Below are 25,901 nucleotides of genomic sequence, written 5' to 3'. Positions count from 1 at the left end.
TGCTGATTGCTTCTCTGGTTACCGGGATGATGGTTCGGGATCGGTTAGTGTAGACCGAATGGTTATAATCCTAAACGTCAGAAACGCAAAAAGCGCCATTAACAGGTTAATAGCGCTTTTAGCATTGCCCGCAGCTGAATCAGCCCAGTTGAGACTTCACTAGTTGACTGATCTGCGCCATATCGGCACGACCTTGCACCTGTGGTTTTAGGATGCCCATGACTTTGCCCATGTCCTGCATACTTGCAGCACCGGACTGTGCAACGGCATCAGCCACCAGTTTGGCCAACTCTTCTTCGCTCAAGGCTTCTGGCAAAAATTCGTGCAGTACGTCAATTTCGAACTGTTCGATATCTGCCAGATCATCGCGTCCTGCTTCCCGATACTGAGATAGGGAGTCACGACGCTGTTTGGTCATTTTATCGAGAACCGCAAGAGCTCGAGCATCATCCACTTCGATGCGCTCATCCACTTCTATGCGTTTGAATTCAGCTTGAATAGAACGCAGCGCAGTTAGGCGTTGCTTATCTTTTGCGCGCATCGCTGCCTTTACGGCATCTTTGATGGTCGCTATCAAGCTCATAACAAACTCCTCGAAAAACCTGTATTAGTACAAACGCACCATTTTACGCTGTTCGCGCTGTACTTTCTTCAGGTGACGCTTTACTGCAGCCGCTGCTTTACGCTTGCGGATCCAGGTTGGCTTTTCGTAGTGTTCACGACGACGTACTTCAGACAGTACACCGGCTTTTTCACATGAACGCTTGAAGCGGCGTAACGCAACGTCAAACGGCTCGTTTTCTTTAACTTTTACAGCTGGCATCCAATCACCTACGTATTTAGTCAATTCGTTTATTCTGGGGGGGAATCATGGCCCCAGTCAGAGGGCGGGCATTCTAAAGCTTTTGCATCCAGATTGCAAAGCGTAGTTTGGAATTGGTTTAAAGGCCACAGTTGAAGCCTTCGCTAGCGCCTGCTGGCTGCTGGCAGTATCATGGTCGGCTAAACCGTTGTAGGGGTAGTTTATGCGGGTTCTGGGACTGGAAACGTCATGTGACGAGACCGGTATTGCCTTATATGACAGTGAGCTTGGGCTGCTGTCACATCGAATTTATACGCAAATAGCCGTTCATGCGGAATATGGCGGTGTTGTGCCTGAATTAGCGTCACGCGATCATGTACGCAAGGCTATGCCCCTCATTCGTGAGGTTATGGTTGAAGCTGGTTTGACGTTGGCTGATCTCGACGGTGTTGCCTTTACGCGCGGACCAGGCTTAGTGGGCGCTTTGTTGGTCGGTGCGTGCTTAGGTCGCAGTTTGGCGTGGGCTCTCGGGATTCCAGCGGTGGGTGTGCATCATATGGAAGGCCATTTATTGGCGCCTATGCTGGAAGAAAATGCACCAGAGTTTCCGTTTATTGCACTGCTTGTATCTGGTGGTCATACCCAGTTGGTGCAAGTTGAAGGCATTGGTCAGTACACCTTATTAGGTGAGTCATTAGATGATGCTGCCGGTGAAGCGTTCGATAAAGCCGCTAAAATGATGGGCTTACCTTATCCAGGAGGGCCTGAACTTAGTCGTTTGGCTGATTCGGGAAATGCTAAGCGTTTTCGTTTTCCTCGACCAATGACAGATCGTCCGGGCTTAGATTTTAGTTTTAGTGGTTTAAAAACCTTTACGCGTACAACCATTCTTGATTGTGCCGAAGATGGCGTGCTGTGTGATACCGATAAAGCAGATATTTCTGCTGGTTTCCAAGATGCTGTGGTTGAAACGTTAGCCATTAAATGTCGACGGGCGATGAAGCAAACGGGTATTTACCGTTTAATTATTGCCGGTGGGGTCGGTGCTAATCGTTCTTTGCGGGCACGCTTGCAAGAAACGGCGGCCGAGTTGGGGGGGGAGGTCTATTACCCTCGCCCTGAATTGTGTACAGACAATGGCGCTATGATTGCCTACGCGGGTACGCAACGTTTACTCGCTGGCGAATGTTCAGACCTTGCAGTAACGGCAGTTCCGCGTTGGCCGATGACTGAATTAAAACCTTTGGATGCCAAGCATGGATAAGGTGTTTATCCGTGGTTTACAGGTTGACGCAGTCATCGGTGTTTATGATTGGGAAAAGCAGGTACGCCAACCATTAATTTTCGATCTGGAAATGGCGTGGGATATTCGCGTAGCGGCGGCCACCGACGATTTAATGCATGCGTTAAATTATCAGGCGGTGACAGAATTTATTGAACAGTTTGTGCGTGAGCAGCATTTTCAATTATTGGAATCATTACTTGAGCGTTTGGCTGCCGGTTTGCGCCAAGAGTTTGGTATGCCGTGGTTAGGTATTCGTGTAGAAAAACCAGCGGTTGTGCCACAAGCCAAGGCCGTTGGTTTGTATATCGAGCGGGGCGATAGCTAATGGCGCGGGTATTTTTAGGTATTGGCGCGAATCTCGATCCTATGATGAATATTCGCATGGGCTTGGCGCGCCTTGCGCAGGATTTTAAAGTGGTGCAAGTCTCGCCTTGGTATCAATCGCCAGCGCTTGGCTTTTCTGGTCCAGACTTTGTTAATCTAGTCATTGAAATAGAATCAAACATGTCAGTGGCTGAATTATCAGCGCAGCTAAAGCAGATAGAAATGGATTTTGGCCGTGCTGCTAATGCAGTGAAATATTCTTCTCGTGCTTTAGATATTGATATTTTGTTGGTCGATGATTTGTGTGGCGAATTTGATGGTATTGAATTGCCGCGTAACGATATTTGGCTATGTGCTTTTGTTTTAAAGCCATTGTTGGATTTAGTTCCGAAGGCAATTTGCCCTAAAAGCGGTGAGGCCTTTGCCCGCTATTGGCCAGCAGTGGCAAATCAAACGCTGCAGTTAATTTTGAGTGATACTAAGGCACGAAAATCTGCGCGTTCATCGTGGTAATTGGTTTTCTTTCCATTGCTGCAAATGTTGTGCGCGGGCTTTCGTCAGTCCTGCGCGAATCTCTGCCCCTTGTAATCCTTGTTTGATCATATCTTGTGCGTTAATTTTTAACGCTTCTTGAAGTGCCTCTCGGCAGTAATCGGCTTGCGGGTATGGGGTGTTTTCCAGTCCTGTTCGCCCTCTAGCGTCGGCGCTGCAAACAATTAAAAATTGTTCAAAGCGTTCAGGTTTGCGCCAAGCGTCTAGACCGTCGAATAATTTCAGTAAGGTTTCACCACGTAATTCAAAGGCGCGATGCACATGCGTGTGCCATTCGCTGCTCAATAGCGCTAATGTGCTGGCATCGTTCGGGGCTTTTACTCGTTTATTTAACGCTTTAATTGGTTTAATGCCACGTCGCTCATGAGCAATATGCCGTGGCCATTCTTCTGGTGGTGTTAAGCCTTTACCTAAATCGTGAATCAGCGCAGCCCAGCGTACAGCAATTTCATTGGACGTTTTGCTCGCGGCCGATAGGGACATCAGCGCATGCACGCCCGTATCAACTTCAGGATGATGTGCCTCGGGTTGCGGCACACCGAAGAGGGCGTCGAGTTCAGGGAACCAGACTTTTAAAGCTTCGCAAGTTCTCAATACGTCAAAGTAGACCTCGGGTTGGGCTTCACCTAAGGCGCGCTGAGTTTCTTGCCATACCCGTTCGGCCACTAAATGATCGAGTTCACCGTCGCTTACCATTCGCTGCATTAAGTGCATGGTGTCCTCGGCGACCGTAAAGCCTAAAGGCGCAAAACGAGCAGCGAATCTTGCTACCCTGAGTACGCGTAAGGGGTCTTCGCTGAATGCTGGCGAAACATGGCGCAGAAGGCGCTGTGCTAAATCTTGCTGGCCACCATAGGGATCAATAACCATACCGTCGTTATCTTGGGCCATGGCATTGATGGTCAGGTCGCGCCGCAATAGGTCATCTTCTAAGGTAACGTCGGGCGAGAAACGGCAGTCGAAGCCTTGATAGCCTTTGCCGGATTTCCGTTCGGTGCGTGCAAGTGCGTATTCTTCGTGCGTTTTTGGATGCAAAAATACTGGGAAATCAGCGCCGACCTGTTCAAAGCCTTGGCTAATTAATTCATCTGGTGTTGCGCCAACGACCATCCAATCACGATCTTTGATTGGAATATTGAGTAATCGATCGCGAACGGCACCGCCAACCAAGTAAATCTGCATTAGGTTCTCAAGTTCAAAAAAATGGCTGTTGCTAATGCAACAGCCATTGAGTGTAGCCCGAGTTAGGTAGTCGTTAAAGTGTATCGAGCAATTACGACGGCATCTTAGAAATAGAATCCCGTCTCAAGTGCGATACCTGCTTCTTTTTTTGGATCGCTTGGATTAGCAAGTGCTGCGATATCAATATGTACCCCGAATGGCGATAAGCCAAAGCCAAGTGAAATAACTTCACTGTTGCTCGCACTTAAATTGGTGCGGTAACCAGCTCGGATTTGAAAGGTTTCATATAAATCGAATTCAGCACCGATGGCTGCATATTGGGTTGCTTGTTCGTAGGCGACAGGATCGTTTTCTACTAGATCTAAGTCGCCTGCAACCGTAACCCAATTATTGCTGTACGATACACCGGCGCGATATTGCGGCTTAAGCGATACAGTGCCACCTTCAACAACAAGATTGTTTGCACTGCCACGCACCGGCGCATCGGATAGGTCAAAATCTTTGGCAATTAAGTTTTTGGCAACGACACCCACCATCCATTGATTACTTTCACCCAGACGCATGGAAGCACCAATGTCTAAGTTAATGTGACTGTAGGTTGCGCGAGAGTCTTCGATATCACTGGTTTCGATATCGTTTTCGTTGTCCATTTCAGTGATGTAGTGGTATGTCTCGATTGTTTGCAGCTTAGGTGTCACACCGATAGCAACTTTACGATCGGCGATGGTAAATTCGCGTGAGAAACTTAAGCCGACATCAGCAATGCCAACGGCAACAATTTCTACTCGTGAATCTAAATTAGGGCTTTCGGCTTCTGCAGAAATATCACCATTTTGGAATATCTGAATAGACCCATCAGCTGTCTCTACATCGTCTGATGTATAGGTTTGGAATTCATCAAGACTATCTTGAATGTTCGTCGCTGCGGTTTGAGTATCGGTTGGGCTTGCACCGGCTTCGACATCATCTGCCAGTGTATTAATATCGGTCGGAATAGCCTGCGCAATATCAACGTACCCTTGGGCAGCAACACCGTATGCGGTAATTAAATTCTGGTCAGTACCAGTAAAAATAGTTCGGCCAGAAAAATGCACATCCGCATTAACTGAGAGCGCGGCAGCAAATTTTTTGCCCGGCATAGCAACCGCCATACCAACACCGGCACGGCCGCGAATAGGATCTCCAGAAATAGAATTAAGAGCGTCGGTTAATTCTTTAGTAACACCATTTACTTCGCTTAATTGACTATTTACCTCATCGAGGTCGTCGGCAAAATTCTGGTTGGCGGTACGCAGATCATCTGCTTTTTGCGCGTTCGTTCTGCCATCGACATCATCTAAGCTTTCTAATTCAGCAACTAATGCGCTTGATGATATTTGCACATCATTCACTGCACTGGTGAAGTTACTGCCGGAAGCATCGTCGAATAAATCTTCAAATTTTGGCACGGTAATATCAGAAATATCATTGGCTGAATCAATTAATTCTTCTTCATCAGCAACCACGACACCAATAGCTGGAAAGATAATGGCAAAGTCATCATCTGCACGAGCTTGGGATAGCAGGGATGGGTTATATGCGGGAGCATGAGCTAATTTTGCGCTGGCTACCCCGGTATCCCCCATTGCTAGCCCGCGAGCATCCATAGGTAGAAAGGGTGTCGCCATCGCTGAGTGCACAGACAGGGCTGAAATGGCAGCAACCGCAGTTGCAAGTAAGGATGGTTTGATAATCATGGCATGTCCTGTAATGTTAAATAGCCGTCATCTCGGTTATCAGTAAGCCTAGCTGGAGAACGAGAGCTTGCTTGGCAATAGCACAAGGACTATCCTGCCTAACGCGACATTTTAAGAATTCAGCGATTTTCAATGACGTTATCTATTTTGCAATGTTTTACTTCTACACTGATCTCAGCTTCGGTGCCTGCGAAGGCAGTCCGTATGCGTGCTCGTGTCTGCGCGATTTGCGCAATGCGACGATGTTGGCCTGAGAATCTAGTGTAATAACGCTCTATTTAAAAAGGCCGCCGATAATAGCGGCCTTTTTTGTGGTTGTTATTTAGGAGGATGTTTCAATCAGCAAATACAGGTGAAATCATGCTGATTATTATTGCTTATTTATTCGTTATATTTATTTGGTCGACAACCCCTGTCGCTATTCAATTTAGTTTAGGGGGACTCGATTTTTTTACGGCGGTGTCACTGCGTATGTGGCTTAGCGCTTTGTTGTCGTTACCTCTATTACTGATTTTGGGGCAACGGTTAGTGTTAACTCGTCCTGCCTTAATGAGTTATGTCGCCGGTAGTTTAGGGGTCTATGGCGCTATGATGTCGGTTTATTGGGGAGCGGCCTATATTCCCTCGGGCTTAATCTCTGTTTTATATGGCTTGTCTCCCATGCTATCGGGAGCGCTCGCTTATTGGTGGTTAGGTGAACGCGAATTAACGCCGGCGCGGATTATTGCGCTCTTAATTGCTATATGTGGTTTGGCGTTAGTCGTATCGGCACGCATGATGTTCGATGCGGAGTCTTGGCGCGGCATTTTGGGAACGGTAGTGTCGGTATTGTGCTTTGCAGCGAGTGCCGTTTGGGTAAAAGCCGCGAATGCTGGCTTGCATCCTATGGTGCAGACCAGTGGAACACTCTGGGTTTCATCGTTGGCCTATGCACTATCGTTGCCGTGGTTTGGTGTTCATATCCCCGACGCATGGCCGCTTAGCTCAATGCTAGGTTTAGGATACCTAGTTATCTTTGGTTCATTGTTGGGCTTTATGCTGTATTTCTTGGTGCTCAAACATTTACCGACGTCACGAGTGACCCTTATTACTTTGATCGCGCCGGTTCTGGCTGTTTTATGGGGATATTGGTTGCGCGATGAACGACTGCAATGGAGTTCTGCCGGTGGCGCGGCATTGTTGTTGAGCGGCTTAGCCTTGTATCAATGGCATCAGTCGTTAGATCGGCTCTTACGTTGGTTATGGCCATTTAATGGCAAGGCTGTAGCGGCCACGGCCACTGATATTCACGCTACTCAGCAAGAAAAACATTAAACATTTCGTCAATCGGCCGATATAGATTGCATGAGAGCCTATATCGGGTGGGAGATGAATATGAAACAGTCAGGTGTCGCCGGTAAATTACGGGTGTTGGTGTTAGGAGTTGCCACGGTTTTCGGTTTGCAGGGGTGTTCTGATGCACTCATTCAGGATGGTAATTACGTCGAGCAGCCGGAAGCCTATTTTCAACCTGTCGAACAAGAAATTGATCCTATCGCTCCTATGGTGCTGCGCGTCGTAGGCTACGGCGCTACGGATACGACCGATTCCAAAAAGAGCGAAGTGCAACGCCGCTTGATGGCGATTCGAGCGTCGAAAATGGACGCCTATCGCTCTATGGCTGAGCGTGTTTATGGGACTTCCGTTCAAGGTAGCACCACAGTGCGTGACATGGTCGTATTGAATGATCGTTTCCGCTCTTATGTTGAGACCTATATGCATGGCGCTCGCGTCGTGTCCTCCGATGTGATGCCCGATGGCAGTGTCGAAACTGTATTGGAAATGATCATAGATCAAGGGTTCCGTAACTGTTTACAAACCGCAGATAGCCAGCGTTTTAATGTCGATTGTCGGGTTCCCCTTGGTGGCCAGAGTTCTAATAACTTTGCCTCGAGTCAACGTCAACGCGTGCAAGGTGAAGCGAGTGTGCCTGAGGGCGGCTTCTACTTTATTGAATAATAGGGGTTAGCTATGCGTACTTTCTTGTTTGTGAGTTTGATGGCTCTCGTGTCGTTGTCGGCGCCTGCACAGGCGTTAACGGTTGAGGTGGTGGGCGAGGCGGCTCTGACTGGAGCGGTATCTTATGCTCGCGAGCAGGCATTGAAAGACGCTCTGCAACAGGCGACATTGCGCGGTGGTGCGCAAATTAGCAGCACCCAATTAATGGAGCACGGCGTTATCGAACAGGATGAAGTACGTGTGCAAAGTAATGCTCAAGTGCATGATGTGGAAGTCTTGTGGGAAGACAGCCATGATGGTGTTTATCAAGTCGCTATTCGTGCGGAAGTCAGCAGCCAAGCTATGTGCCCAGGTTCATCTCAACGTTACCGCAAGGCCATTGCTGTTGCTGGTTTCGGATTGGCGCAACCGCAACAAGCAACCTATGGGCGCTTAGAAAATGTTGAACAGGCGCTCCCCAGAGTGCTGGTCAATACACTTAATGGGCGTGGCAATGTGCATGTGATGGATGCCTCGCGAATCAGTTTGTATCAAGATCCTCGTAGTGCTCCGTCGACTGAGACAGCGCAGCAAAGATTGACCACCTCGGTTGCGTTAGCGACTCAGCTGGGCGCGCAATATGTAGTATCTGGTGTTGTCCGTGATCTGGATTTTGAACCAGAGCAGCAAAAAAGAGGATTTTCACTATTAGACAGCGTTGGCTTTGGCCACAAAGATCGCCAACGTCAATTTGTTGTTGATGTATTTGTGCACGATGGATTAAGTGGGGCCATGTTATTTCAACGTAGTTACCACACTCAAGGAGGTTGGGGCGAGCGAGCTGATGCCGATGTCGGTTTTGCAACTCCATCATTTTGGCTAACAAATTACGGTGATCAAGTTAAAGATGTATTAACGACCGTTGCGGATGATGTCGGTGAAGTCTTGCGTTGTCAGCCTTTTATGGCTCGTATTGTAAAAGCGCGTGGCAACCGGTTGCACATTGAAGCAAGCGCTGGAGCGGGTATTCGTCCTGGTGATAAGTTTCAGGTGTATCGTACCGGTACATTTTATAATCTTGATCTAGAACCACGTACTGAATTAACTGACATGGCTACCGTGGTAACGGTTAAGCAAGTACAGCCTCAGTTTATTATTGCCGATATGGCATCGTCAGCAGAGCATATGTCGATTCAGCGTGATGACATGGTTATAGCTTGGTAATTAAAAAGGTCATAATAAAAAAGCCGCCTAAGTTGGCGGCTTTTTATTGCTGTTTAATACTGCTGCTGTGAAATTTCGTTCCTAGCTTGTTTGCATCATTTCTAGCTTGTTTGTATCGTCTTGCTATAAATCATCCAAGGTAATAGACGGGCAGCTCATTCGACTTATTTTCTTGTCGTTATCCCAAGATTCTAAATGAATATCGAATCCCCATAAGCTATGCAGATGCTTCAGTACCTCATAGGTATCGCCTGATAACGGCGTACTATTTTGACGTGTGTGACGCAGCGTCATTGAACGATCACCTTCAATATCCACCGATACAATTTGAATGTTAGGTTCACGCATGGATAAATCGTATTGCCGCGCTAAGGTTTCACGTAGCTTACGATAACCATTTTCGTTGTGGATAGCGCCTACTTTATAGGTTGGTGCTTCTTCATCATCGTAAATGCTAAATAAGTGGAATTCACGCATTAGGTGAGGCGATAAAAACTGTTGAATAAAGCTTTCGTCTTTAAAGTTCTTCATCGCAAAATGGACAGTTTCTAACCAGTCTTTTCCTGCTATGTCGGGGAACCACTCGCGATCTTCGTCCGTTGGATTTTCACAAATCCGCTTAATGTCGCAAAACATATTAAACCCTAAAGCGTAGGGATTAATGCCGTTGAAATAAGGAGAGTCGAATCCAGGTTGGAACACCACATTAGTATGAGAAGTTAAAAACTCCATCATAAAGCCTTCGTTGACCTTACCTTCATCGTACAGGTGGTTAAGAATGGTGTAATGCCAAAAAGTTGCCCAGCCTTCGTTCATGACCTGAGTTTGGCGCTGAGGATAAAAGTACTGAGATACTTTACGTACAATACGAATCAGCTCACGTTGCCAAGGTTCTAGCAAAGGCGCATTTTTCTCTAGGAAATAGAGTAAGTTTTCTTGTGGTTCTGATGGATACTGACGGCGTTTACGTGGGGCATCATCTTTTTTCTTTAATGGAATAGTGCGCCATAAATCATTTAATTGTTGCTGGCGAATTTCTTCTCGCTCTTGCTGGCGTACGCGTTCTTCTGCTGCGGATATGGGTGACGGTCTGCGATAGCGATCGACGCCGTAGTTTTGTAGAGCATGGCAAGCATCTAATACGCGTTCCACTTCTTCTTGGCCGTGGCGTTCTTCGCACTTACGTACATAATTTTTGGCAAATACTAAGTAATCAATAATTGATCCAGCGTCGGTCCAAGTACGGAATAAATAGTTGTTTTTGAAAAAAGAATTATGGCCGTAGCAAGCGTGAGCAATGACCAATGCTTGCATCGGAAGAGTATTCTCTTCCATTAAGTAGGCTATGCAGGGGTTAGAGTTAATGACAATTTCGTAGGCCAGCCCCATCTGTCCGCGCTTATAGCTTTTTTGCGTAGATAAAAATTGTTTGCCGTACGACCAGTGGTTGTAGCCAATCGGCATGCCCACTGAAGAGTAGGCATCCATCATTTGCTCTGCGCTAATAACTTCAATCTGGTTCGGATACGTATCCAGCTTATAAATAGCAGCAACCCGGGCTATTTCGCGGTCGTACTCCTCTAATAATTCAAAAGTCCAATCAGAATCCGTCGAGATATAGTTGCTCATATCGCCTCCTTAACCCGATCTTTGGCGAATAGTTCGCGGAATACCGGAAAAATATCCTCGGGGCCGCGTATTTGCGCAAGAGCAAATTGGTTAGCAAAAGCTCGACTTAAATTTTGATACGCCGTCCACAGCGCTTGATGCTGATTCGGGGTGATCTCTATGTAAGCAAAGTATTGTACCGCTGGTAATAATTTTTCTGCCAATATACGTGAGCATACCGGTGAGTCATCGTCCCAGTTGTCGCCATCTGACGCTTGGGCTGCATAGATATTCCATTCTTCTGAGTTGTAGCGATCCTCAATGATTTGGCTCATTAGATTTAACGCGCTGGATACTATGGTGCCGCCAGTTTCACGAGAATAGAAAAACTCTTCTTCGGTTACTTCTTTCGCGCTGGTGTGGTGGCGAATGAATACTATCTCAATGTGTTCGTAGGTTTTTTGTAAGAAGAGATACAGCAAAATATAAAAGCGTTTAGCGATATCTTTCACATCCTGAGTCATGGAGCCTGACACATCCATAATACAAAACATCACGGCTTTGCTGGATGGCGTCGGCACTTTTACTTTGTTGCGATAACGCAGATCAATGTCGTCGATAAAGGGGATGAGTTTTAAACGTCGTTCTACATCGGCGATTTGTTCTTTTAAGCTGTTCAGCATGACTTCGTCAGCTGGAGTTTGCGCTTCGGTATCAAGCAATAGTTGTTGCAGTTCTTTTAGCTTACGCCGTTTACCAGAGCCCATGCCGATACGACGTGCATGGGCATTACGCATTGAACGCACAACCGACAAATTATTTGGTGTACCTTCAGACACAAAACCTGCGCGACGAGTTTTGAATTCTTTGGTTTTTGCTAACGTTTTTTTCACCATATTCGGCAAGGCTAAATCGTCGAATAAATAGTTTAAAAACTCCTCTTTAGTGATAAAGAAAGTGAAGTCTTCTTCGCCTTCACCTGAGTTGCTGGCATTGCCACTGCCAGCGCCGCCACCACCTTGTTTGGGTTTTTCTAACTCGTCGCCGGTACCAAATTGCTTATTACCTGGATACACGCGGTGCTGCTTGCCCCCTTTACCGTGCGATATAACGGGTTCATGGGTATTACGCGTTGGAATACTAATTTGCTCGCCGCGTTCCATGTCAGTGATGGAGCGGCGATTAACAGCATCCGACACTGCCTCTTTTATGTGCTGCTGGTAGCGCTTAAGAAAGCGCTGCCGGTTTACTGTGCTTTTATTCTTGCCGTTCAAACGACGGTCAATAACATAGGACATGCAATTCCCCTTAGGCGCCAGTATTGGCTTTTTACTGCGACTTACGGACGCGCAGATACCATTCGGACAGCAGTCTTACTTGTTTCTCCGTGTAGCCTCGTTCTGTCATACGGGCGACAAAGTCATCATGTTTTCTTTGATCATCGTTAGACGATTTAGCCGAGAAGGAAATAACTGGGAGTAAATCTTCGGTATTCGAGAACATTTTCTTCTCGATCACGGCGCGCATTTTTTCGTACGACTGCCATGACGGGTTATTGCCGTTGTTATTTGCACGTGCACGCAATACAAAATTCACGATTTCGTTACGGAAATCTTTTGGATTGCTGATGCCAGCGGATTTTTCAATTTTTTCTAGCTCTTCGTTAATCGCAACACGGTCGAGCATTTCGCCGGTTTCAGGGTCACGGTATTCTTGATCCTGAATCCAGAAGTCTGCATAGGTGATATAGCGATCAAAAATATTCTGACCATATTCAGAGTAAGATTCGAGATAGGCGGTCTGGATTTCTTTACCGATAAAGTCGACATACTCAGTCGCTAGGTATTCTTTTAAATAGTTGAGGTATCGATTGTGAACTTCTTCAGGGTATTGCTCTTGTTCAATCGCTTGTTCGAGTACATACATTAAATGTACAGGGTTGGCGGCTATTTCCGTGGCATCGAAGTTAAATACTTTAGACAGAATTTTAAAGGCGAAACGGGTAGAAATACCGTTCATGCCTTCGTCGACACCTGCTGAATCACGGTATTCTTGCATCGATTTAGCTTTAGGATCGGTATCTTTTAAATTCTCACCGTTGTAAATCCGCATTTTTGAGTAAACACTGGAGTTCTCAGGTACTTTTAGACGTGATAGTACGGTGAACTTCGCGAGCATACTGAGCGTATCAGGAGCGCAATGAGCGGTTGATAAAGAACTGGTTGATAACAATTTCTCGTAAATCTTCACCTCTTCATCGACACGAATGCAGTATGGTACCTTGACAATATAAACACGGTCGAGGAAGGCCTCGTTGTTTTTATTGTTGCGGAATGCCTGCCATTCGGATTCGTTTGAGTGAGCTAAAATAATACCTTCAAACGGCATAGCGCCAGTACCTTCAGTACCGTTATAGTTACCTTCTTGAGTAGCGGTTAATAGTGGATGCAGCACTTTAATTGGTGCTTTAAACATTTCTACGAATTCCATCAAACCTTGGTTGGCACGACAGAGAGAACCTGAATAGGAATACGCATCTGGATCATCTTGGGAGAAATCTTCCAGTTTACGAATGTCTACTTTACCGACTAAGGCGGAAATATCTTGGTTGTTTTCATCGCCGGGTTCTGTTTTCGCAACACCGACCTGATCGAGAATTGATGGGTAGAGTTTAACGACTTCAAATTTACTGATGTCACCACCGAGTTCATGCAGACGCTTTACCGCCCAAGGTGACATGATGCGACCAAGGTAGCGTCGTTGGATGCCGTAATCTTCTTCTAAAATAGCACCATCTTCTTCAGCGTCGAATAATCCTAAAGGGGATTCAAATACCGGTGAACCTTTGATGGCATAAAAAGGTACGTTTTGAATAAGTGCTTTTAAGCGTTCAGCTAACGATGATTTACCGCCACCTACAGGGCCCAGTAAATAGAGAATTTGTTTACGTTCTTCTAAGCCTTGGGCAGCGTGACGGAAATATGACACGATATTTTCTACCGCATCTTCCATACCGTAAAATTCAGAAAAGGCAGGATAACGTTTGATAACTTTATTGGAAAAAATGCGGCTGTAGCGCAGGTCTTTGGAGGTATCGATAAATTCTGGCTTGCCAATGGCAGTCAGCATACGTTCCGCAGCAGAGGCGTATACGTTGGGATCTTGCTTACAAAGTTCGAGGTAGTCTTGCAGACTCATGACCTCTTCTTGAGTATCACGATATCTGTCTTGATAACGACTGAATACGCTCATGGTGCACCCCTTGTTCGTCTAAAAACGTGTTGTCTAAATTACATATAAATCCGTTAGTGAAATCTTATTCTTAAAACCAGTATGGTCTATGTTGGTTGTGATCTGCCAGATAATTTAACTTTTTCTGACACCTTATTTTTAGTATGCATTCACCGTGCCGGGATGCACCTATGGATGTGTTCGAATGTGATCAATGCACGGTTAAGTTTTTGTGCGTCGAATTGGTGTTAGACAAACGCGGGGAGGAGAATGCGAATATAGACAAACAAAGATAGGAGCGATAGCAGAGATGCTACCGCTGTAAACAGATAGAACGCTTAACGGTTACACCAGTCAGGGGCAACCATTTTCCACATTTCGTAGCCACCATCGATGCTATAAACGTCGCTATAACCCTGCTCACTAAAGAACTGGGCTGCGCCTTGACTCGAGTTGCCGTGATAACAGCAAACCAGTAGCGGCAACTCTTTACCTGCGGTGGCCATAAATTCTGGGAGATTGTCGTTATCAACGCGCACGGCGTCGCGAATGTGCCCAGCTTGAAAGCTCATCGCATCACGAATATCGGCAACCTTAGCCTTACCTTGCTCTAATATCGCTTTGGCATCGGCTGGGGAAATACGTTTAAATCCGCTCATGTGGGTACCTTTGTGCTGAATAGGATCAGAATTTTGGGGTTATTGGGTCCGAGTATACTGAATTTTATGCAGGGGTAGCAGCAACACTAAAGCGCTGTTGGTCTTCTAGTCGTAAGGCCGTTAACGCACCACCCCAGACGCAACCGGTATCCAGTGCAAAGACATTCCCTGCGTTAGCCTGACCGTTTAACGCTGCCCAGTGGCCAAATAACAAACGCGTGGCTGATGCTTGGCGGGGCGTTACTTCAAACCAAGGTTTAAAGCCCGTAGGTGCGGTGTCTAAACCTTCCTTGCTGGTTAGGTCTAGCGTACCTTCGTCATCAACAAAGCGCATGCGCGTCAGGCTGTTGACGATCGTCCGTAAACGATCAAAACCTGTGAGATCGTCCGACCAGCGATTGGGTTTGTTGCCGTACATGTTTTCGAAGAATGGTGTGCAGTCGAAGGACGTTAGTACTGCTTCTACTTCGTGCGCCAACTTTTGTGCGGTGGTTGCCGACCATTTTGGAGGCAGACCTGCATGGGTCATGCACCAATTCTGTGCTTGATCGAGATGCAGTAGCGGCTGATGCCGCAACCAATCGAGTAATTCATCGCGATCTGAAGCCGCGAATATGGCTTTCAACGTATCGCTTTTACGGCTATTGAGCTTGGCATAGTGCATGGCTAATAGATGCAAGTCGTGATTACCCAGTACGCTAATAGCGCTATCCCCTAAGTTCTTAATAAAACGCAGAACTTCCAGTGACTGTGGGCCACGATTGACCAAGTCCCCAGCAAACCAGAGCTGGTCTTGCTGGGGATCAAAGTTAATGTGTGCTAACAAACGTTGTAGCGGTTCGTAGCAGCCTTGGACATCACCGATTGCGTAGGTGGCCATGCGTGTGCTCCGTGGTGAAACAGACTGCGTTAAATTCGTGCGAATATTGGCAGTATCAATTCAATGCGTTCGGTGCTGATAAAGTAAAAACTGGGATGGTGGCGTGAAATAGGGTGCCATCGTCCGCTTGCATGACATAGTAGCCGCGCATGCTTCCTACTTTGGTGCGCAACACTGAACCAGATGAGTAACGGTAGGTTTCCCCCGGTTCTATGGTCGGTTGTTCACCGACAACGCCTTCGCCTTGTACTTCTTGCACATCGGCATTGCCGTCGGCAATAAACCAGTGACGGCTGCGCAATGTCGCACCGTTGTCGCCGCTATTGCGTATGCGAATGTGGTAGGCAAACACAAAGCGGTCTTCTTCGGGGATAGATTGCTCAGCCAGATATTCGGTATTTACGCTGACTTCAATGCTGTCTTCAATATTCATCCTGCGACTCCGGATCACTGTTCAGTGCATCGCTATGTTCAATATCATTGTCTGCGTTATCCGCTTCGGCACTTTTTAAGTCAAACACTGCATCAGAGATACGCACGTATTCTGCTAGTGTTAGACGCTCGGGGCGTAATGTCACATCAATCCCGATGGCTTCTAATGCCTTAGCATCAATTAAGCGTTTGAGGGTGTTGCGCAGTGTTTTACGGCGCATGCTAAAGGCTTCACGCACCACATGTTCAAGCGTTTTGTGATCTTTTGCTGGATACGGCAATACATCGTAAGGGACTAAGCGCACAATCGCAGAGTCAACTTTAGGTGGTGGATTAAATGATCCTGGGCCGACAACAAATAGCGGTTCTACTTTACAAAAGTACTGCGCCATGATGCTCAGGCGGCCATAGTCACCGGTGCCTGGGCCTGCAGCTAGTCGCTCAACCACTTCTTTCTGCAACATAAAGTGCATGTCTAACACCATGTGGTGATGGGCTAGAAAATGGAAGATAAGCGGCGTTGAAATATTGTAAGGCAGGTTGCCGACAATGCGCAGCTGCTGACCCGGCTGTAAAATAGTGCCGAAGTCGAACTTTAGCGCGTCACCTTCATGGATACGGAAATCCGGGTAGTTAAAAAACTTGGTGCGCAAAATTGGGATGAGATCACGGTCAAGCTCGACCACATCCAGCTTGCCACAGGCTTCTAATAGAGGTTCTGTCAGAGCGCCCATGCCCGGGCCGATTTCAACCAGCGCATCGGTTGCCTTCGGGTGAATGGCACGCACAATCTTGTCGATGACATGGTGATCGTGCAAAAAGTTTTGACCAAAGCGCTTACGTGCGCGGTGGCCTTGGGCCTTCTGGGGTTGCTTGCTCATGCTATTGCCTGTGTCGGCAGGACACGCTTGTTTATCTATTAGCGGTCACTGCGGAATAAAAATAAATACGGTTTATGTGCGGTTGCTTGCCATATGAGCAGCAACCGCAATCGCGGTGTTCAAACTGCCAGCATCGGCCTTGCCGGTGGCGGCTAAATCCAATGCGGTGCCATGGTCGACCGAGGTGCGCACTAACGGTAAACCCAGCGTAATGTTGGCAGCACGGCCAAATCCATGAAATTTAAGAACCGGTAAACCTTGGTCATGGTACATGGCTAAGGCCGCATCGGCGTGTTGTAAATGCTTAGGGGTGAATAATGTATCGGCCGGTAGGGGACCGATCAAGTCGATGCCTTCCGCTCTTAGCTGCGCTAAGGTTGGATTGATAATATCCAATTCTTCACGCCCTAGGTGGCCATCTTCACCCGCATGAGGATTGAGTCCTGCGACTAAGATCCGCGGATTCGTGATACCGAAATATTGCTTTAAATCGTGATTCAAAATGCGCGCTACGCGTGAAATCCGATCAGGCGTAATAGCATCAGCCACGGCTCGCAAGGGCAGATGTGTGGTGACTAAGGCAACGCGTAAATCGGTGGTTGCTAACATCATCACAACTTCTTCAACGTCGCAGTAGTCGCGGAAGTATTCGGTATGGCCGCTAAAGGCTATTCCTGCTTCATTGATAATGCCTTTATGTACAGGGGCTGTCACGATTCCCTGCCAGCGACCATCTAAGCAACCGGCAGCCGCAAGGCGCAGGGTTTCTAGCACGTAATCACTATTACGGGCATCCAGTTGACCAGCAATAACCGGTGTGCGCAGAGCAACAGGGTAGATAGTCAGCGTTCCGTTTCCACTCGCACTGATGGGGCGATCTGGATCAAATGCTTGCAGTGTCAGCGGTAACCCCAGTTCTGCGGCACGTTGCTGCAGCATGTCGGCATTCGCGATCACAACCAGCTCGTGCTCTTGCGCTTGTTGCGCAATTTGAATGCATAAATCTGGGCCTATGCCCGCCGGTTCACCGGCGGTAATGGCTAAACGTAGTGTCATTGAGCTTCCTTGATATCCACATACGCTTCGGAGCGTACTTTACGCAACCAGATCGGCAGTTCTTCATCAAAGCGGCGTCCGTACAACATTTGGCGAATTTGGTTGCGTTGCAGTTCTTCGCCAACGTCTGTTTTCTTACGACCCTGGATTTCTAAAATATGCCAACCGAAGCGGCTTTTAAACGGTGCGCTGATTTCGTTAGTGGCCGTATTTTCCATGGTGGCGTCAAACGCAGGCACCATATCGCCAGGATTGACCCATCCTAGATCGCCACCACTGGTACCGCTCCCTGGATCATCGCTGAATTCACGTGCTAGTGCGGCAAAGTCTTCGCCTGCTTGCAAGCGCTCGTACAATTGCTGAATGAGTTCTTCAGCCTGCGCATCATCACGCACTTCGTTGGTTTGGATTAGAATATGACGGACATTGGTTTGATCGATCATTTTAGTGCTGCCGCCGCGTTTTTCTTCCAGCTTGATAATGTGGAATCCGCTGGCGCTGCTGATGGGATCTGATACTTCACCGACCGCTAGCTTAGGGGCAATACCAGCAAACAGGCTCGGTAGTTGCGCTTCTTTGCGCCAGCCCATATCACCACCGTTAAGAGCGGTGCGACCGCTCGATTCTGCCATGGCTGTGCTGGCAAAATTGGCTCCGGCACGAAGGCGCTTGACGATGTCATCAGCTTTGTCATTGGCTGCTCGGTAGGCTTCAGGACTTGCGCTTGAGGGTACTTCAATCAAAATATGGCGTAGGTGATACTCTTCCGCCGAAGCCATGCGGCCAATATCGGACGCGAGAAAGTAATCAATATCTTGGTCGGTGATCTGAATACGCTCGCCAACTTGGAACTGTTGTACACGGCTAATGCGCATTTCATTACGAATTTGCTCGCGAGCATCAACGAAAGATACACCTTCATCTTTCATGGCTTGTTCAAACTGTTGCAAGCTCATGTTGTTTTGTTCGGCGATGCGCAGCATAGCATCGTTGAGCTGGCTGTCGGTGACGCGAATCCCAGAACGGTCAGCCATCTGTACTTGAATGCTCTCTGAGATCATGCGTTCTAATACCTGTTCGCGCAGCACATCTTGGCTGGGTAATTCACTCCCACGATTCTGAACTCGCACGGTATTCAGGCGTTTTTGCAGCTCGCTTTCCATCAATACGTCGTCGTCAACGATGGCGATTACATGGTCGATCAATACCGGTGCTGCTTGTACCGTGATAGCACTGAGCGCAAAGGTGGCACAGGCGATAAATTGTTTAAAAGTCATGATATTGCCGTCTTGAGTATCCATTGATGCCGTCGCTGATAAGTTCATCAGTACCGCTGCCAAAATTGCCTAGCCCTTTTAATTGGAAGCTAAGCATGAAGCCGTAATTTTTATCGGTGGTGTAATCCACATTAGAGCTATTGTTGCTGGAACTTTCGCGATACAGCGCCTGCACGCGCCAGCAACAACTTTGATATTCGAATCCCGCTAGCGACTCTAATACTGGACTAACAGGTTTCTTTTCACTTGCATCGTACTGGCGCAAATCACGTAATTGTCGCGCGACTAGAGCCCAGCGGTCGTTTAGCGCCCAAAATACCCCTGCATCGAGCTGATGAGTGCTGGTGGATACGGATTCCGTGCTAGTCGAATAACTCTGAGTGCGCGTGCTACTTACGTTTAGCATGCGATTATGGGTGCTTTCGTAGCGGGCACCGTACTTGCGCTGCCGAGCATAATCGTAGTAAGAATCCCACTCTAACGTAGAGAAGACAGACCAAGATTCATTTGGGTTCCATTCAACTTCGCCCAGTGTACTGGAAGTTGCGCGTAGGTCGTACTCCCCAACGTTGGTTCCGGTCAATTGCACGTCGCGATCTCGTTGGTAATAAATTCGGCCAACGCTAGCGCGTAGCTGCTCTAAACCATCATCTCGAATAAAGCGGCTGGTTAAGCCAACGCTCATTTGATTGAGATCTGCTAAGCGGTCGCCTCCGGTAAAGCGGTCACCGGTAAATAGGCTAGCGAATGTCACGGTAGTTAACTTGGTATCGAAATTAGGCACAAGATTTTGATTGTCTATATAAGGGCTACGTACATAGTAGACGCGCGGTTCTAATGTTTGTTGATATTCATCGCCAAACCAATCAAATTCTCGATCGAAATAGAGTCCGGCATCGACGCTATAGCGGGCGACGCCATAGGCGGGTTTCTCGTCAAAGCCTTCCAGTGCTAGTACTGTCGCATCGGTATCGTACAAATTGTAACTACGATAGCGATACTCTGCCCCAGGCGTTAGATAACCAAAGGGCCATTCCATAGGATAAAATGCACCAGTATCCGATACGAAACGGTCACCATTGACGGCGCTAAACCCAGATAATGTTTGATCAATATTATTGATGGTGGCTTCGCTGTCACGGTTAAAACGCGTGGTTTGCAGGGTTTGGGTAAAACGCAGCCCATTAACTGTTTGCGGCTTGTAGTTCCCATTAAATTGCGGCAAACGTCGATATGGACGATTGGTTAACGTGATGTCGTCATCGATTGTTTGGAAGCTTTCAATGGTGACGTCGGCATGCCAATTACCTTGATCGAAAAGAATCTCACCACGACGAGGTAGGTGTGTTGTTCTATCAACGGCAGCACTTGGATTCATGTCATTTAAGTAATCGCTATCACTGACATGATTGTACACCCAACGATGCTGCAAATTTGGCGTCCAGCGTCCGGCTTGCTGGTAGTTGATTAACCAGCGCTCATCTTGCTCAGTAGCGTCGTTGTTGAGGTAAGCGTAATTTAGCTCACCGTCACCCAGCCATTCGGTTTTATGTCGTAATTGGCTCTCCCACACCACACCGCGATCAAGAATATGATGAGGCGTAATGGTAGCGTCGAGATTCGGAGCGAGGTTCAAATAAAATGGTAATTGAATATCTTCCGCTTGGCCGAGTTCGTTGACGGTAAATTTGGGATCTAAAAACCCAGTTAAGCGACGATCATCAATTGGAAAGCGGTAATAAGGGATGTAAAGAATTGGCACTTCGCGAACTCGCAAGCGCGTATGCCAAGCGGTACCAAAGCCTTTTTCTTGATCGAGCGTTAATTCACTCGCGGCAAGATCCCAATCATTGCGGCCAGGTTCGCAAAAGGTAACTGTGGCATCTTCAAGTTCTAGTAAATTATCTGATGGTGTTTCTATGCTTGCCGCAGTGCCGCGCATATGGCGTGCAGGAATGGAATAAGCCGCACGATTTAATGCCACTTGGCCATCAACTTCTTGGTAGGTTGCAGCATCACCGCTAAGGGACAGCACGGGGGTGTTTAACGTCACGTTGCCAGTAAACAGCGCCTGACGTTCATCCGGCTGCCAATCGGCTTGATCGGCGGTTAAAACTCTATCTTGCTGGCGAAATATGACATCACCTTCGAGGTGCATGGATCCGCCAATTTGCATTTCTGAAGCATCGGCATCCGCCTCAATGCGATCGCTATCGAGTGGCGTTATATCGGCAGGGCGATACATGCCGCGACAGAAGGAAGGCAATGTCGCTTGCTCTTCGTCGCTGAGTTCTTGTTTCGGCACCCAGCCGAGTTCGGCGACACTATTCAGACTCAATAGGAGTAAGGCGATGCCATAAACACTTGCGCGCAGATGCTTCACTAACGGTGAATGCCGAACGCCAGTGCGCGGTGATATAGTCGACGGCACATCAGTGCAGGCCGGTAACTTGGGTATTTTTATCATGTGCGGCAGCAAGCGTGATTCCAATATGAAGTGTGATATCTTAGCGCGAATAACATGGTGTGGCGCGCGCAGCGCCCAATTCTAGAACGACTGACACTGAGAGGCCAGCATGGATCAGCGGCGGGACGCACTCGCGCACTGGGCAACGGCGATAATTCGCCAGCAAACAGATTTTCAAATACCACCAGAATTAGAGATGGTATCAGGTGATGCCAGCTTTCGACGTTACTTTCGGTTGCGTTGGCTGGATCACAGTTGGATTGCAGTTGATGCACCGGCCGATAAAGAAGATAACCCACGTTTTGTGCGCATTGCAGAAGACTGGTACAAGCGTGGCGTTCATGTTCCCAAGGTGATTGCCCACGATTTTGTGCAAGGATTTATGTTGCTACAGGACTTTGGTGATCAAATATTATGGCCCATTCTTCATTCTGAATATGCTAGTCGTGCTTCTGTTTTGCACCATTATCAGCAAGCCATTGATGAGTTGTTGCGGATCCAGGCTTTACCTTGCATGCAATTGCCGCCCTATGACAATGCCTTATTGCTACAGGAAATGGCGTTATTTCCTGACTGGCTCTGTGATCAGCAATTGGCGATGGAGCTGACTGCGGAAGAAAGAAAATTATTGGATGACGCATTCTCTTATCTAGCAGGATTAGCCCTCGCCCAGCGTGTCGTCACAGTGCATCGTGATTATCATTCACGAAATTTAATGTTGGATGGCGATCAGCGCATCGCTGTGATTGATTTTCAGGATGCTGTTGCTGGGCCTGCGACCTATGACTTAGTGTCTTTGCTGCGCGATTGTTATGTGCGTTGGCCTGCTGAATGGGTTGATGAACTGGCGAGTTACTACTGGCAGCACGCTCGGCGTTTAGGTATTTGGCACAGCGATTGGTCGGACTTCCGCCAAGCCTTTGATGCGATGGGCTTACAGCGGCATTTGAAAGCAGCGGGTATTTTTGCGCGTTTGAATCTGCGCGATGGAAAAGATGGTTACTTGGCCAGTATTCCAAATACTTGCCAATACTTACTCGACGGTAGCGCTCACGATCCGCAGTTGGCTCAATTTCATCAGTGGCTGCTCATTCGGTTTATGCCGGAGGTAGAGCGCCTTGGGCTAGGACACCGCGAGTCATGAAAGCCATGATTTTAGCGGCTGGTAGGGGTGCTCGTATGGCGCCTTTGACGGATACGTGCCCTAAACCTTTGTTGCCGCTAGCTGGTAAACCGCTCATTGTGCATCACATCGAAAAACTCGTCGCGGCAGGCATTACCGATATTGTGGTTAATCATGCATGGTTGGGCGAAACAATAGAGCAGGCGTTAGGTAATGGATCTAACTTCGGTTGCTCAATTCAGTATTCTGGAGAAGTAGAAGCATTAGAAACTGCAGGTGGTGTCTATCAAGCGTTACCTTTACTCGGCGACGAGCCATTCTTGTTAGTTAATGGCGATGTCTGGACTGATTGGGGTTATGAGCGAGCGCTTACGATCCAGCTAGGTACTAATGATTTAGGTTTTTTATGGCTGGTGGACAACCCTGATCACAACCCGAACGGTGATTTTGCGTTGGCTAATGATGGCTTAGTATTGCCACAACCGGAGATGACGGGATACACCTTCAGCGGCATGAGTTTGTTGCGCCCTGAGCTTTGGCAAGGTTTTGTAGCGGGCGCGCATCCATTGGCCCCAATGTTGCGTACTGCAATGACACACCAACAAATTCGCGGTGAACATATGCAGGCTCGATGGGTAGATGTTGGGACGCCACAGCGTTTATACGATCTTGAGCAGCTTCTATTGGCTGAGGCGACGCGATGAACGTTTGGTTCGGCAAGCTTGCTGGTGCTGTGATTGGATTGTTTAGTGGTGGCCCGTTTGGTTTATTGATCGGTGCTTTTGCTGGGCACTTATTTGATCAAACAATTTCAAAGAATCTACTGGGTAAGCGTGAATCTGAGTGGACGCAAGGAAACCCGGAGCGAGGGCCATTCAAAGATAGTAAAGGGTCAAGTAAGCAAAATACTCGTGTGCAAGAAGTCTACTTCGCGACTGTTTTTCGTGTGATGGGTTGTATTGCCAAAGCCGATGGTCGTGTAAGTGAGCGAGAAATCGCCGCCGCAACGGCCATCATGGATCAAATGGGGTTAACCGGAGATCAGCGTCAAAAAGCCATTGGACTATTCACTGAAGGTAAAGGTACGAATTACGATTTAGCGCCTGATCTTAAATCGCTCAGTTCAGCCTGCCGTGATCGCGATGATCTCATTCAGATGTTTGTTGAGATTCAATTGAGCGTTGCCTACGCCGATGGTCAGTTGAGTCGTGACGAGAAGCAATTATTCTCGCAAATTTGCAAAGCCTTGGGCGTTGGCGCATTTCAGTTTGAATGGATTCATAATCGAGTTCGCGCTGGTGCGCGCAGTCAGCAATCGCAGGGGCGAGCTGGAGGCCGTCAGCAGGCTCCTCGTGCGAGCAAAACATCTGAGTTGAATGATGCTTACGCCATTCTTGGAGTGAAGCCCACTGTCGCCGACGCTGAATTGAAGAAAGCATATCGTCGGCTGATGAGTGAACATCATCCCGACAAGCTAATTGCCAAGGGCTTACCCGAATCTATGATGCGCTTGGCGAAAGAAAAGACGCAGGAAATTCAAACCGCGTATGACAAAATCCGCAAGCATCGTCGCGCCAGTGCTGCTGGCTAATCAACCTTGCCTCGCAATGCCTTTATTTGACCACGCTTAACTTTGCTTTCTACTCGACGCTTTTTCGATGCGAGTGTAGGGCGAGTTGCCATTCGTGTTTTCGGCACAGTACTCGCAGCCAGTAGTACCTGTCGTAAGCGCGCAATAGCGTCTTCGCGGTTTTGTTCTTGGGTCCGAAATTGTTGGGCTTTTATAATTAGCACGCCATCTTGGGTTAGGCGTTGGTCGGCCGTTGCCAATAAGCGTTCTTTCCAGCTCGACGGAATTGAGGAATTCGGCACCGAGAAACGTAAATGAATTGCGCTTGATACTTTATTCACATTTTGACCGCCGGCGCCCTGAGCGCGCACTGCACGTATTTCTAGTTCGCTCCAAGGAATCGTGACGCCTCGGCCAATGAATAAGCCCGTTGTTATTGTGTCCATTAAGCTACCTTTACTTCCGCTAAGTAGAAGGCGATTGCCCAAAAATGGCAAAAAGCGCCCGCCATCACAAACAGATGCCAAATTTCATGAAAGCCAAACCAGCGCGGCCAAGGGTCCGGCTTTTTAGTGGCATAAACAATCGCCCCTAAGGTGTATGCAAGTCCGCCATAAAGTAACCACCATAAAGCACCTTCAGGAATAGTCTCAGTCGCTGGCTCAATAGCGAATACTATGATCCAACCCATTAAGAGATACACAACTGTAGAGAGCCAGCGCGGTGCACTTAACCAAAATAGTTTCAAGAATACGCCGGCTAAAGCCAACCCCCAAACGGCAGAAAACAAACCCCAACCAACCGGTCCATGTAACGGAACGAGGCAGAAGGGGGTATAGCTTCCTGCGATCAGTAGAAATATAGCCATGTGATCTAGGCGTTTGAGCCAGACGATGATGTGATCGGGTGCATGTAATAGGTGGTACAGTGCGCTGCTGGCAAACATTAAGAATAACGTCGCGCCAAAAATAGAGAACGATACCATGTGCCAAATGCCACCGTATGTAGCGGCCTGAACAGTCAGGATGTAGAGGGCAACAATAGCAAAAAGTGCACCGATTAAATGGGTTAAGCCACTGATGGGATCGCGAAAAACTGAATGCATGGTGAGATCTTATTGGGTAAAAGAATGTGAGAGAGCCTTTGCATAAAAGTGTAACGGTGCTGGCTTTCGAGGTTACTCTAGGTACGATACGGTTTTTCTGAGTTACGGCAAGGATAAAAGTGGTAGCGGAGTCGAAGAGTGTGTTGTCAATAATCGACACAGAGGACGATGGAACTGGATTAGCAGGATGGAGTCTGTATTTGATTCGTACCGACGCCGGTAGTTTATACTGTGGCGTTACGACGGACGTCGAGCGGCGTTTTCATGAACATTCGAGTAGTGGGATAAAAGCCGCGAAATCACTGCGTGGACGTGGCCCTTTGACCTTAGAGTTTCAGCGCTATATTGGTAGTCGAAGTGCTGCTTTGAAGTGTGAGTTTGCGGTAAAACGTTTGTCGCGAAATGAAAAAGAAAAGTTGATTTCCGGCTTAAGAAATTTGCCCGAAATTGTTGACGCGAGCGAGGCATGAGCTGCTAAAACCAGCTTAAGGAACAATAGTTGTGCTGGTATTGACGCAATGGCGCGATCA

General features: G+C 47.7%; 26 protein-coding genes. 10 read left to right on the top strand and 16 right to left on the bottom strand.

Annotated elements, in window-relative coordinates; all coding sequences use genetic code 11:
• Positions 1-139 precede the first annotated feature (139 nt).
• Together UXZ23_RS08495 and rpsU are read right to left on the bottom strand one after the other, a co-directional pair.
• Positions 140-583, bottom strand: coding sequence for a GatB/YqeY domain-containing protein (locus UXZ23_RS08495; RefSeq protein WP_320820175.1), 444 nt, complete (start codon positions 581-583; stop codon positions 140-142).
• Between the two features lie 24 nt (positions 584-607).
• On the bottom strand, positions 608-823 hold the full coding sequence (rpsU, locus tag UXZ23_RS08490; protein ID WP_015485757.1) for a 30S ribosomal protein S21: 216 nt from the start codon (positions 821-823) through the stop codon (positions 608-610).
• A gap of 202 nt (positions 824-1,025) precedes the next feature.
• Here rpsU and tsaD point away from each other — a divergent pair, with 202 nt between their 5' ends.
• The 3 genes from tsaD to folK are packed head-to-tail and all read left to right on the top strand — an operon-like array spanning position 1,026 to position 2,924.
• Positions 1,026-2,066, top strand: coding sequence for a tRNA (adenosine(37)-N6)-threonylcarbamoyltransferase complex transferase subunit TsaD (gene tsaD / locus UXZ23_RS08485; RefSeq protein ID WP_320820174.1), 1,041 nt, complete (start codon positions 1,026-1,028; stop codon positions 2,064-2,066).
• Entirely contained in the window at positions 2,059-2,412 is a 354-nt protein-coding gene (gene folB, locus UXZ23_RS08480; RefSeq protein WP_320820173.1) for a dihydroneopterin aldolase, read from the top strand. Before tsaD ends, folB begins: the two co-directional genes overlap by 8 nt.
• Complete coding sequence (gene folK, locus UXZ23_RS08475) at positions 2,412-2,924, top strand: 2-amino-4-hydroxy-6-hydroxymethyldihydropteridine diphosphokinase (RefSeq protein ID WP_320820172.1); 513 nt, start codon at positions 2,412-2,414, stop codon at positions 2,922-2,924. Before folB ends, folK begins: the two co-directional genes overlap by 1 nt.
• Here the strand turns inward: folK and UXZ23_RS08470 are convergent.
• Together UXZ23_RS08470 and traF are read right to left on the bottom strand one after the other, a co-directional pair.
• Positions 2,913-4,145 carry a multifunctional CCA addition/repair protein gene (locus UXZ23_RS08470; RefSeq protein WP_320820171.1) on the bottom strand — a complete coding sequence of 411 codons (1,233 nt, stop codon included), beginning with the start codon at positions 4,143-4,145 and terminating at the stop codon, positions 2,913-2,915. The two genes, folK and UXZ23_RS08470, sit on opposite strands and share 12 nt — an antisense overlap.
• A 104-nt stretch (positions 4,146-4,249) precedes the next feature.
• The gene (gene traF, locus UXZ23_RS08465; RefSeq protein WP_320820170.1) at positions 4,250-5,881 is read right to left on the bottom strand and encodes a conjugal transfer protein TraF; all 1,632 of its coding nucleotides are present in this window, start codon (positions 5,879-5,881) and stop codon (positions 4,250-4,252) included.
• A 360-nt stretch (positions 5,882-6,241) separates the two neighbouring features.
• Between traF and UXZ23_RS08460 the strand changes: the two genes are divergently transcribed.
• The 3 genes from UXZ23_RS08460 to UXZ23_RS08450 are packed head-to-tail and all read left to right on the top strand — an operon-like array spanning position 6,242 to position 9,082.
• Complete coding sequence (locus UXZ23_RS08460) at positions 6,242-7,195, top strand: DMT family transporter (protein WP_320820169.1); 954 nt, start codon at positions 6,242-6,244, stop codon at positions 7,193-7,195.
• Positions 7,196-7,255: 60 nt separating this feature from the next.
• Complete coding sequence (locus UXZ23_RS08455; RefSeq protein ID WP_320820168.1) at positions 7,256-7,879, top strand: LPP20 family lipoprotein; 624 nt, start codon at positions 7,256-7,258, stop codon at positions 7,877-7,879.
• 12 nt (positions 7,880-7,891) lie between these two features.
• Complete coding sequence (locus tag UXZ23_RS08450; protein ID WP_320820167.1) at positions 7,892-9,082, top strand: flagellar assembly protein FlgT; 1,191 nt, start codon at positions 7,892-7,894, stop codon at positions 9,080-9,082.
• A 123-nt stretch (positions 9,083-9,205) separates the two neighbouring features.
• Here the strand turns inward: UXZ23_RS08450 and UXZ23_RS08445 are convergent, their stop codons facing one another.
• The 10 genes from UXZ23_RS08445 to UXZ23_RS08400 form a co-directional block, all read right to left on the bottom strand.
• Entirely contained in the window at positions 9,206-10,711 is a 1,506-nt protein-coding gene (locus UXZ23_RS08445) for a SpoVR family protein (protein WP_320820166.1), read from the bottom strand.
• Positions 10,708-11,988 carry a YeaH/YhbH family protein gene (locus tag UXZ23_RS08440; protein WP_320820165.1) on the bottom strand — a complete coding sequence of 427 codons (1,281 nt, stop codon included), beginning with the start codon at positions 11,986-11,988 and terminating at the stop codon, positions 10,708-10,710. The genes UXZ23_RS08445 and UXZ23_RS08440 overlap by 4 nt, the downstream gene beginning before the upstream one ends.
• A 31-nt stretch (positions 11,989-12,019) precedes the next feature.
• On the bottom strand, positions 12,020-13,942 hold the full coding sequence (locus tag UXZ23_RS08435; RefSeq protein WP_320820164.1) for a PrkA family serine protein kinase: 1,923 nt from the start codon (positions 13,940-13,942) through the stop codon (positions 12,020-12,022).
• Between the two features lie 317 nt (positions 13,943-14,259).
• Entirely contained in the window at positions 14,260-14,580 is a 321-nt protein-coding gene (gene glpE, locus UXZ23_RS08430) for a thiosulfate sulfurtransferase GlpE (protein ID WP_320820163.1), read from the bottom strand.
• 64 nt (positions 14,581-14,644) lie between these two features.
• A complete protein-coding gene (locus tag UXZ23_RS08425; RefSeq protein WP_320820162.1) occupies positions 14,645-15,460 on the bottom strand; it encodes a symmetrical bis(5'-nucleosyl)-tetraphosphatase in 816 nt (271 codons plus the stop codon).
• A 55-nt stretch (positions 15,461-15,515) separates the two neighbouring features.
• Entirely contained in the window at positions 15,516-15,893 is a 378-nt protein-coding gene (gene apaG, locus UXZ23_RS08420) for a Co2+/Mg2+ efflux protein ApaG (protein ID WP_320820161.1), read from the bottom strand.
• Complete coding sequence (gene rsmA, locus UXZ23_RS08415; protein WP_320820160.1) at positions 15,883-16,773, bottom strand: 16S rRNA (adenine(1518)-N(6)/adenine(1519)-N(6))-dimethyltransferase RsmA; 891 nt, start codon at positions 16,771-16,773, stop codon at positions 15,883-15,885. The genes apaG and rsmA overlap by 11 nt, the downstream gene beginning before the upstream one ends.
• A gap of 72 nt (positions 16,774-16,845) precedes the next feature.
• Positions 16,846-17,829: a 4-hydroxythreonine-4-phosphate dehydrogenase PdxA gene (pdxA, locus tag UXZ23_RS08410; RefSeq protein ID WP_320820159.1), complete on the bottom strand. Its 984-nt coding sequence runs from the start codon at positions 17,827-17,829 to the stop codon at positions 16,846-16,848.
• On the bottom strand, positions 17,826-19,154 hold the full coding sequence (locus UXZ23_RS08405) for a peptidylprolyl isomerase (RefSeq protein WP_320820158.1): 1,329 nt from the start codon (positions 19,152-19,154) through the stop codon (positions 17,826-17,828). Before UXZ23_RS08405 ends, pdxA begins: the two co-directional genes overlap by 4 nt.
• The gene (locus UXZ23_RS08400) at positions 19,096-21,573 is read right to left on the bottom strand and encodes an LPS-assembly protein LptD (protein WP_320820157.1); all 2,478 of its coding nucleotides are present in this window, start codon (positions 21,571-21,573) and stop codon (positions 19,096-19,098) included. The genes UXZ23_RS08405 and UXZ23_RS08400 overlap by 59 nt, the downstream gene beginning before the upstream one ends.
• Positions 21,574-21,682: 109 nt before the next feature.
• Between UXZ23_RS08400 and UXZ23_RS08395 the strand changes: the two genes are divergently transcribed.
• Genes UXZ23_RS08395 through djlA form a run of 3 tightly spaced genes read left to right on the top strand, consistent with a single transcriptional unit; the run spans position 21,683 to position 24,287 of the window.
• Positions 21,683-22,717 (top strand): aminoglycoside phosphotransferase family protein, encoded by a 1,035-nt coding sequence (locus UXZ23_RS08395; protein WP_320820156.1) that lies wholly within the window; start codon positions 21,683-21,685, stop codon positions 22,715-22,717.
• Positions 22,714-23,400 carry an N-acetylmuramate alpha-1-phosphate uridylyltransferase MurU gene (murU, locus tag UXZ23_RS08390; protein WP_320820155.1) on the top strand — a complete coding sequence of 229 codons (687 nt, stop codon included), beginning with the start codon at positions 22,714-22,716 and terminating at the stop codon, positions 23,398-23,400. Before UXZ23_RS08395 ends, murU begins: the two co-directional genes overlap by 4 nt.
• Positions 23,397-24,287 carry a co-chaperone DjlA gene (gene djlA, locus UXZ23_RS08385; protein WP_320820154.1) on the top strand — a complete coding sequence of 297 codons (891 nt, stop codon included), beginning with the start codon at positions 23,397-23,399 and terminating at the stop codon, positions 24,285-24,287. Before murU ends, djlA begins: the two co-directional genes overlap by 4 nt.
• Here djlA and arfB read toward each other — a convergent pair.
• Both arfB and trhA read right to left on the bottom strand, forming a co-directional pair.
• Positions 24,284-24,712 carry an alternative ribosome rescue aminoacyl-tRNA hydrolase ArfB gene (gene arfB / locus UXZ23_RS08380; RefSeq protein WP_320820153.1) on the bottom strand — a complete coding sequence of 143 codons (429 nt, stop codon included), beginning with the start codon at positions 24,710-24,712 and terminating at the stop codon, positions 24,284-24,286. The genes djlA and arfB overlap by 4 nt on opposite strands.
• Positions 24,712-25,371 carry a PAQR family membrane homeostasis protein TrhA gene (gene trhA, locus UXZ23_RS08375; RefSeq protein WP_320820152.1) on the bottom strand — a complete coding sequence of 220 codons (660 nt, stop codon included), beginning with the start codon at positions 25,369-25,371 and terminating at the stop codon, positions 24,712-24,714. The genes arfB and trhA overlap by 1 nt, the downstream gene beginning before the upstream one ends.
• Positions 25,372-25,511: 140 nt before the next feature.
• Between trhA and UXZ23_RS08370 the strand changes: the two genes are divergently transcribed.
• Entirely contained in the window at positions 25,512-25,841 is a 330-nt protein-coding gene (locus UXZ23_RS08370; protein WP_320820151.1) for a GIY-YIG nuclease family protein, read from the top strand.
• Positions 25,842-25,901 lie beyond the last annotated feature (60 nt).

Origin of the sequence: Thalassolituus sp., from assembly GCF_034111725.1 — a bacterium.
Classification (GTDB): domain Bacteria; phylum Pseudomonadota; class Gammaproteobacteria; order Pseudomonadales; family Oceanobacteraceae; genus Thalassolituus.
This window is presented reverse-complemented; position numbering and strand designations above follow the sequence as displayed.

Coding starts and splice junctions, on each gene's coding strand:
- UXZ23_RS08405 (WP_320820158.1), bottom strand. CDS start 19,154: ATGAACTTATCAGCGACGGCATCAATGGATACTCAAGACGGCAATATC.
- folB (WP_320820173.1), top strand. CDS start 2,059: ATGGATAAGGTGTTTATCCGTGGTTTACAGGTTGACGCAGTCATCGGT.
- trhA (WP_320820152.1), bottom strand. CDS start 25,371: ATGCATTCAGTTTTTCGCGATCCCATCAGTGGCTTAACCCATTTAATC.
- UXZ23_RS08460 (WP_320820169.1), top strand. CDS start 6,242: ATGCTGATTATTATTGCTTATTTATTCGTTATATTTATTTGGTCGACA.
- apaG (WP_320820161.1), bottom strand. CDS start 15,893: ATGAATATTGAAGACAGCATTGAAGTCAGCGTAAATACCGAATATCTG.
- UXZ23_RS08470 (WP_320820171.1), bottom strand. CDS start 4,145: ATGCAGATTTACTTGGTTGGCGGTGCCGTTCGCGATCGATTACTCAAT.
- UXZ23_RS08400 (WP_320820157.1), bottom strand. CDS start 21,573: ATGATAAAAATACCCAAGTTACCGGCCTGCACTGATGTGCCGTCGACT.
- glpE (WP_320820163.1), bottom strand. CDS start 14,580: ATGAGCGGATTTAAACGTATTTCCCCAGCCGATGCCAAAGCGATATTA.
- murU (WP_320820155.1), top strand. CDS start 22,714: ATGAAAGCCATGATTTTAGCGGCTGGTAGGGGTGCTCGTATGGCGCCT.
- UXZ23_RS08435 (WP_320820164.1), bottom strand. CDS start 13,942: ATGAGCGTATTCAGTCGTTATCAAGACAGATATCGTGATACTCAAGAA.
- UXZ23_RS08395 (WP_320820156.1), top strand. CDS start 21,683: ATGGATCAGCGGCGGGACGCACTCGCGCACTGGGCAACGGCGATAATT.
- UXZ23_RS08425 (WP_320820162.1), bottom strand. CDS start 15,460: ATGGCCACCTACGCAATCGGTGATGTCCAAGGCTGCTACGAACCGCTA.
- tsaD (WP_320820174.1), top strand. CDS start 1,026: ATGCGGGTTCTGGGACTGGAAACGTCATGTGACGAGACCGGTATTGCC.
- traF (WP_320820170.1), bottom strand. CDS start 5,881: ATGATTATCAAACCATCCTTACTTGCAACTGCGGTTGCTGCCATTTCA.
- UXZ23_RS08440 (WP_320820165.1), bottom strand. CDS start 11,988: ATGTCCTATGTTATTGACCGTCGTTTGAACGGCAAGAATAAAAGCACA.
- rsmA (WP_320820160.1), bottom strand. CDS start 16,773: ATGAGCAAGCAACCCCAGAAGGCCCAAGGCCACCGCGCACGTAAGCGC.
- pdxA (WP_320820159.1), bottom strand. CDS start 17,829: ATGACACTACGTTTAGCCATTACCGCCGGTGAACCGGCGGGCATAGGC.
- UXZ23_RS08495 (WP_320820175.1), bottom strand. CDS start 583: ATGAGCTTGATAGCGACCATCAAAGATGCCGTAAAGGCAGCGATGCGC.
- UXZ23_RS08445 (WP_320820166.1), bottom strand. CDS start 10,711: ATGAGCAACTATATCTCGACGGATTCTGATTGGACTTTTGAATTATTA.
- arfB (WP_320820153.1), bottom strand. CDS start 24,712: ATGGACACAATAACAACGGGCTTATTCATTGGCCGAGGCGTCACGATT.
- djlA (WP_320820154.1), top strand. CDS start 23,397: ATGAACGTTTGGTTCGGCAAGCTTGCTGGTGCTGTGATTGGATTGTTT.
- folK (WP_320820172.1), top strand. CDS start 2,412: ATGGCGCGGGTATTTTTAGGTATTGGCGCGAATCTCGATCCTATGATG.
- UXZ23_RS08450 (WP_320820167.1), top strand. CDS start 7,892: ATGCGTACTTTCTTGTTTGTGAGTTTGATGGCTCTCGTGTCGTTGTCG.
- UXZ23_RS08455 (WP_320820168.1), top strand. CDS start 7,256: ATGAAACAGTCAGGTGTCGCCGGTAAATTACGGGTGTTGGTGTTAGGA.
- rpsU (WP_015485757.1), bottom strand. CDS start 823: ATGCCAGCTGTAAAAGTTAAAGAAAACGAGCCGTTTGACGTTGCGTTA.